This window comes from Cellulomonas septica (genome assembly GCF_012396155.1).
Classification (GTDB): domain Bacteria; phylum Actinomycetota; class Actinomycetes; order Actinomycetales; family Cellulomonadaceae; genus Cellulomonas; species Cellulomonas septica.
Window position 1 is genome coordinate 1 of the sequence record NZ_JAAXOY010000142.1, and the last position, 6,731, is coordinate 6,731.

The following is a 6,731-nucleotide window of genomic DNA, read 5'->3' on the forward strand; positions in this document are numbered from 1 at the left end:
AGTCACGCCTTGCGGCGGTCCGTCTCCTGCGCGGCGAGCGCGCGGCGCACGCCGTCGCGGTTCTCGGCGACGAGCCGGCGCAGTGCGGGCGGCGCGTCCGCCTGCGACGCGAGCCACGCGTCGGTCGCACCGAGCACGTCCACGGCGTCGTGGTCGGCGAGGTCCGTCGGGTACAGGCCGAGGACGATGTTCTGCGCCATCTCGTTCGTCTTGTCGGCCCACACCGTGGCGAGCGACGCGAAGTACGGCTCGACGTAGGGGAGCAGCAGAGCGCGGTCGTGCACGCGCCCGAAGCCCGCGATGGTCGCGGCCTGGATCGCGTTCGGCAGGTCGTCGCCGTCCACGACGGCGGCCCACGCGGCGGCCTTCGCCTCGGCGGTCGGGACCGCGGCGCGCGCGGCGGCGGCGGCCCGCTGGCCGGTCGCGGTCGCGTCGGCCGAGAGCTGCACGGCGATGTCGGTCTCGCCCGCCCGGCCACCCGTGACGAGCGACGTGAGGAGCTCCCAGCGCAGGTCGGTGTCGATCGTGAGGCCGTCGAGCAGCTCGCGACCGTCCAGCAGGGCGGCGACCGCGTCGAGCTGGGCGTCGGTCTCCGCCCGCGCGGCGAACGCCTTCACGAGCTGGAGCTGGGTGTCGGAGCCGGACTCGGCGGACCGCGCCAGCTCGAGCAGCCGGTCGGCGGCCGCGACGGCCGTCGCCTGCCGATGCTCGGGCGCGACGTACAGGTCGAGCGACGTCGTGAGCTGGCGCAGCAGCACGAGGACGACCGACGAGTCGGTCTCGTGGAGGATGTTGCCGAGCACGAGGTCGACGAAGTCGCGGGCGGGCGTCTCGCCGTCGCGCGTCGCGTCCCACGCCGCCGTCCACACGAGCGTGCGCGGCAGCGAGTCGTCGAACGCGCCGAGGTGCTCGATGGCGGCCGCGAGCGACTGCTCGTCGAGCCGGATCTTCGCGTACGCGAGGTCGTCGTCGTTCACGAGCACGAGGGCCGGGCGGCGCTGGCCGACCAGCTGCGGGACCTCGGTGCGCGGGCCGTCGACGTCGAGCTCGAGGTGCAGCGTGCGCGCGAGCCGGCCCGTCGACGCGTCGAGGTCGTAGCCGCCGATCGCGAGGCGGTGCGGTCGCTGCACGGGGTGCTCGTCGGGCACCTCCTGCAGGACGGCGAACGACGTGATGGTGCCGTCGGCGTCGACCTCGATCTCGGGGCGCAGCAGCGTGACGCCGGCCTTCTCGAGCCAGCGCGCCGACCACGACGACAGGTCGCGGCCGCTCGTCGTCTCGAGCTCGGTGAGCAGGTCGCGCAGCTCGGTGTTGCCCCACGCGTGCTTCGCGAAGTAGGCGCGCACGCCGGCGAAGAACTGGTCCTGGCCGACCCACGACACGAGCTGCTTGAGGACGCTCGCGCCCTTCGCGTAGGTGATGCCGTCGAAGTTGACCTCGACGTCCTCGAGGTCGCGCATGTCGGCGACGATCGGGTGCGTGGACGGCAGCTGGTCCTGGCGGTACGCCCAGTTCTTCTCGAGCGACGAGAACGTCGTCCAGGCGCTGGTCCAGGCCGTGGCCTCGGCGGTCGCGAGCGTCGAGACGTACTCGGCGAACGACTCGTTGAGCCACAGGTCGTCCCACCAGCGCATGGTCACGAGGTCGCCGAACCACATGTGCGCGAGCTCGTGCAGGATCGTGACCGCGCGGCGCTCGATGGTCGCCTCGGGGACCTTGGAGCGGAACACGTAGGACTCGAGGAACGTCACCGCGCCCGCGTTCTCCATCGCACCCGCGTTGAACTCGGGCACGAAGAGCTGGTCGTACTTGGCGAACGGGTAGGGGACGCCGAACTTGTCCTCGAAGAACGCGAAGCCCGCACGCGTGATGTCGAGGATGTTGTCGGTGTCGAGGTGCTCGGCGAGCGAGCCGCGCACGTAGACGCCGAGCGGGATCGTGCGGCCGTCACTGCTGGTCAGCTCGCCGTGCTCGCCGTGGTACGGCCCGGCGATGACGGCGGTGATGTACGACGACATGCGGGGCGTGGTCTCGAACCGCCACGTCGCGGTGCCCTTGTCGGCGCCGCCGTTGCGGTTGACCCCGCCCTCGACGGGCTGCGGCTCGCCGACCTGCGGGTAGTTCGACACCACGACCCAGTGGGCGGGGGCGGTGACGGTGAACGTGAACGTCGCCTTGAGGTCGGGCTGCTCGAACACCGCGAACACGCGGCGCGAGTCGGCGACCTCGAACTGCGAGTACAGGTACACCTCGTCGTCGACCGGGTCGACGAAGCGGTGCAGGCCCTCGCCCGTGTTCATGTACGCCGCGTCCGCCACGACCACGAGCTCGTTGTCGGCGGCCAGGTCGTCGAGCCGGATGCGCGAGTCGGCGACCACGTCGGCGACGTCGAGCGCACGGCCGTTGAGCGTGACCTCGTGCACCGTCGGGGCGATGAGGTCGATGAACGTGCTCGCGCCGGGCGTCGCCGTGAACCGCACGACGGACCGCGACGCGAACGTCGCCGGGCCGGTCGTCAGGTCGAGCGTGACGTCGTACGACTGCGGGCTGACGACCGAGGCACGCTCGCGCGCCTCGGCACGGGTGAGGTTCTCAGCGGGCACGCTGGCTCTCCTTCGAGAAGGGGTACGGCTCGTGGCCGGGACCGATCATCGCACGCGTGACCGTGCGGTCCGCCGCCCTGGACGCGCCCGTCTGTGGGCCGGGCGTCCCGAGGCGTGGGCTGTGGACGGCTCGATGTGCGGTCGACGGCCGGCGCGGGTGAGACTGCGGTCGGTCGCGCGTGCGGCCGTCGCCCGACCCGAGGAGCACCCGTGACCGTCACCGACACCCGCCCCGTCGTCGACTTCTGGTTCGACCCGGCCTGCCCGTGGGCGTGGCTCACGTCGCGCTGGATGGACGAGGTGGCGAAGGTGCGCGACGTCGACGTCCGGTGGCACGTCATGAGCCTCTCCGTCCTCAACGAGGGTCGTGACCTGCCCGCGAGCTACCGCGCGCTCATGGACGACTCCTGGGCGCCGGTGCGCGTGCTCGTCGCCGCGGCCCGCGACCACGGCGACAAGGTGCTCAAGCCGCTGTACGACGCGCTCGGCACGCGCCGCCACACCGACCGCCGCACCGACACCGCCGCGATCGTGGCCGAGTCGCTCGCCGAGGTCGGCCTGCCCGAGGACCTCGCCGCGGTCGGCGCGACCGACGAGGTCGACGGCCTGCTGCGCGCGTCGCACGGCGAGGCGATCACGCTCGTCGGCGACGAGGTCGGCACCCCGGTCGTCGCGATCGGCGGCGTCGGCTTCTTCGGCCCGGTCATCACGCCCGCCCCGACCGGCGAGGACGCCGGCAAGCTCTTCGACGGTCTCGCGCTCGTCACCCAGGTCCCCGGCTTCTACGAGCTCAAGCGCACGCGCACCGTCGGCCCCGCCGTCTGACGCGGGCCGCGCGCACGGGACCCGGCCGGCACACCGTCGGTCGGGGTCGCGCCACGCGCCCACCGCCGCGCGCCGACCGGCGCGGGTGGCTCGTCGGGTTCGTCCCGTGTGATCCTGTTCGACGCCCGCGCCCCCGGACTCAGGAGGACCATGACGTCGCAGCGGACGATCCGGACCCTGGTGATCGTCGACGCCGTCCTCGTCGTCGCGTTCCTCGTGCTCCTCGTCGTGACCCTCGCGACGCGCTCGGGCGGCGACGGCGAGACCGCCTCGACGGCGTCGCCGACGACGTCCGCGAGCGCGAGCAGCGCCCCCGCGGACGAGTTCCGGCTGCCCAGCGGCAACATCGCGTGCGCGATGTCCGGCGACGGCGTGACCTGCACGATCGCGAGCTACACGTACGCCCCGCCCGAGGTCCCCGGATGCACCGGCGACACCGGCCACGTCCTCACGCTCGGCGCCGACGGCGTCGCCTTCGCGTGCGAGGAGGGCCCGGCGCCCACGGTCGCGGGCTCCGACGTCCGGACGCTCGAGTACGGGTCCGAGACGCGCGTCGACGGGTACACGTGCAAGAGCGGGACCGACGGCGTGACCTGCACGGACGCCGACGGGGTGGGCTTCCGGCTCGCGCGCGCGTCCTGGACCCCGCTGCCCTGAGCCGTCAGCCGGCCGGACCCTGACGACGGACGGGCCGGCGCGCTCGTCCGCACCGGCCCGTCCGCCCGTCGGTCACCAGATCCGCACGCGCTCCGCGGGGTCGAGGTACAGCGCGTCGCCGGGCTGCACGTCGAACGCCTCGTAGTACGCGTCGACGTTGCGCACGACGCCGTTGCAGCGGAACTCGTTGGGGGAGTGCGGGTCGGTCGCGAGCCGGCGGACGACCTCCTCGTCGCGGCCCTTCGACTGCCACACCTGGGCCCACCCGAGGAAGACGCGCTGCGCGCCCGTCAGGCCGTCGACCACCGGCGCCTCGGCGAGCGGGCGTCCCAGCGCGATCTCGTACGCGGCGAGCGCGATCGACAGGCCGCCGAGGTCGCCGATGTTCTCGCCGATCGTCAGCGCGCCGTTGACCTTGTGCGAGCCGTTCAGCTGCGCGGGGGAGAACTCGCCGTACTGGTCGACGAGCGCCTTGGTGCGCTTCTCGAACTCGGCGCGGTCCTCCGCGGTCCACCAGTCCTCGAGCCGGCCGGCACCGTCGTACTTCGACCCCTGGTCGTCGAACCCGTGCCCGATCTCGTGCCCGATGACCGCACCGATCCCGCCGTAGTTCACGGCGTCGTCGGCGTCGGCGTCGAAGAACGGCGGCTGCAGGATCGCCGCGGGGAAGACGATCTCGTTCATCCCCGGGTTGTAGTACGCGTTCACCGTCTGCGGCGTCATGAACCACTCGTCGCGGTCCAGGGGCTTGCCGATCTTGCTCAGCTCGCGGTCCTGCTCGAACGCGTTCGCCCGGCGCACGTTGCCGAGCAGGTCGTCGGGGGACACCTCGAGCGCCGAGTAGTCGCGCCAGCGCACGGGGTAGCCGATCTTCGGCGTGAAGGCCTCGAGCTTGGCGAGCGCCTTCGCGCGCGTCTCCTCGCCCATCCAGTCGAGCCGCGCGATGGACTGCCGGTAGGCCTCGACGAGGTGAGCGACGAGCTCGTCCATGCGCTCCTTGTGGTTCGGCGGGAAGTGCCGCTCGACGTACACCTTGCCGACGGCCTCGCCGAGGACGCCCTGCACGAGGCCGACGCCCCGCTTCCAGCGGTCGCGCAGCTCCTGCGCACCCGTGAGCGTCCGGCCGTAGAAGTCGAAGTTCGCCTCGACGAGCGCGTCGGGGAGGAACGGCGCCCGGTCGCTGACCACGTGGTACGCGAGCCAGGCCTTCCACGCGTCGAGCGGCTCGCTCGTCCACAGCGCGGCGAAGCCCTCGGCGTACGACGGCTCGCGCACGACGAGGTCGTCGAGCGAGCCCTCCGGGGCGCCCAGCGCGCGCGCCCACCCGACCCAGTCGAAGCCCGGCGCGCGCTCGGCGAGCGCGGTGAGCGTCATCGGGTTGTAGGTGAGGTCGGCGTCGCGGTCCTTGACGACGTCCCAGTGGTGCGACGCGAGCTTCGTCTCGAGGTCGACGACGGCGCCCGCGAGCGTGTCGGCGGCGGCCTCGTCGGCGACGCCCGCGAGCTGGAGCATCCGCGCGACGTGCGGCCGGTAGGCCGCGAGCACCTGCGCGTACTGCGCGTCGCGGTAGTACGACTCGTCGGGCAGGCCGAGCCCGGACTGGGCCAGGTAGACGACGTAGCGCTCGGGGTCCTTCGCGTCGTTGTCGACCCAGAACCCGACCGCCGACGCCGCACCCGTGCGCTGCAGCGCGCCCAGCGCGGCGGTGAGCTCGTCCCGGGTCGTCGCGCCGTCGACGAGGTCGAGGTCCTCGCGCAGCGGCTCGAGCCCGCGCGCCTCGATCGTCGCGGTGTCCATGAACGACGCGTACACCGCGCCGACCTTCGCCTCGACGCCGTCGCCGCCACCGGCCTCGGCGGTCGCGGCGGCGTCCGCGATGATGTCGCGGACCTGCTCCTCCGCCTGGTCGTGCAGGGCGCGGAACGCGCCGTCCATCGCCCGGTCGGCGGGGATCTCGTGGGCGGTGACCCACCTCCCGTTGACGTGGGCGAAGAGGTCGTCCTGGGGTCGGGTGGCCGGGTCGAGGGCGGTGAGGTCGATGCCGCTGCGCGTCATGGGCACAGCCTACGGACGCCGGGGCGCTCGTCGCGGACCGGTGCGGCAGGATGACCCCATGCGGATCCATGTCGCCTCCGACCATGCCGGTTTCGAGCTCAAGGTCGCGCTCGTCGAGCACCTGCGCTCCGAGGGTCACGACGTCGTCGACCACGGGGCCGACACGTACGAGGCGCTCGACGACTACCCGCCGTTCTGCTTCGCCGCGGGCGAGGCCGTCGTCGCGGAGCCCGGGAGCCTCGGCGTCGTGATCGGCGGGTCGGGCAACGGCGAGCAGATCGCCGCCAACAAGGTCACCGGCGTGCGCGCCGCGCTCGCGTGGAACCTCGAGACCGCCCGCCTGGGCCGCCAGCACAACGACGCGAACGTGGTCGCGATCGGCGCCCGGCAGCACTCGGTCGACGAGGCGATCGCCCTCGTCGACGCGTTCGTCGCGGAGCCGTTCAGCCAGGACCCGCGCCACCAGCGCCGCATCGACCAGCTCGCCGAGTACGAGCGCACGCGCGGCTGACGCGCCACCTCGCCGAGTACGAGCGCACGCGCGGCTGACGCGCGCCTGCCCGCCCGGCGCGAGGGCGCGGGCGGCCGACG

The 6,731-nt window shown here is 73.1% G+C and carries 5 protein-coding genes; 3 read left to right on the forward strand and 2 right to left on the reverse strand.

Annotation, left to right across the window (positions count from 1 at the left end):
* Positions 1-2: 2 nt before the first annotated feature.
* The gene (gene pepN / locus HGA02_RS07510) at positions 3-2,603 is read right to left on the reverse strand and encodes an aminopeptidase N (protein WP_168678506.1); all 2,601 of its coding nucleotides are present in this window, start codon (positions 2,601-2,603) and stop codon (positions 3-5) included.
* A gap of 210 nt (positions 2,604-2,813) precedes the next feature.
* Here pepN and HGA02_RS07515 point away from each other — a divergent pair, with 210 nt between their 5' ends.
* The gene (locus tag HGA02_RS07515; protein ID WP_168678507.1) at positions 2,814-3,428 is read left to right on the forward strand and encodes a mycothiol-dependent nitroreductase Rv2466c family protein; all 615 of its coding nucleotides are present in this window, start codon (positions 2,814-2,816) and stop codon (positions 3,426-3,428) included.
* Positions 3,429-3,578: 150 nt separating this feature from the next.
* On the forward strand, positions 3,579-4,085 hold the full coding sequence (locus tag HGA02_RS07520) for a hypothetical protein (RefSeq protein WP_168678508.1): 507 nt from the start codon (positions 3,579-3,581) through the stop codon (positions 4,083-4,085).
* A 72-nt stretch (positions 4,086-4,157) separates the two neighbouring features.
* Here HGA02_RS07520 and HGA02_RS07525 read toward each other — a convergent pair whose 3' ends face one another.
* Positions 4,158-6,140 carry a M13 family metallopeptidase gene (locus HGA02_RS07525; protein WP_168678509.1) on the reverse strand — a complete coding sequence of 661 codons (1,983 nt, stop codon included), beginning with the start codon at positions 6,138-6,140 and terminating at the stop codon, positions 4,158-4,160.
* A 58-nt stretch (positions 6,141-6,198) separates the two neighbouring features.
* Between HGA02_RS07525 and HGA02_RS07530 the strand changes: the two genes are divergently transcribed.
* A complete protein-coding gene (locus HGA02_RS07530) occupies positions 6,199-6,651 on the forward strand; it encodes a ribose-5-phosphate isomerase (RefSeq protein ID WP_168678510.1) in 453 nt (150 codons plus the stop codon).
* Positions 6,652-6,731 lie beyond the last annotated feature (80 nt).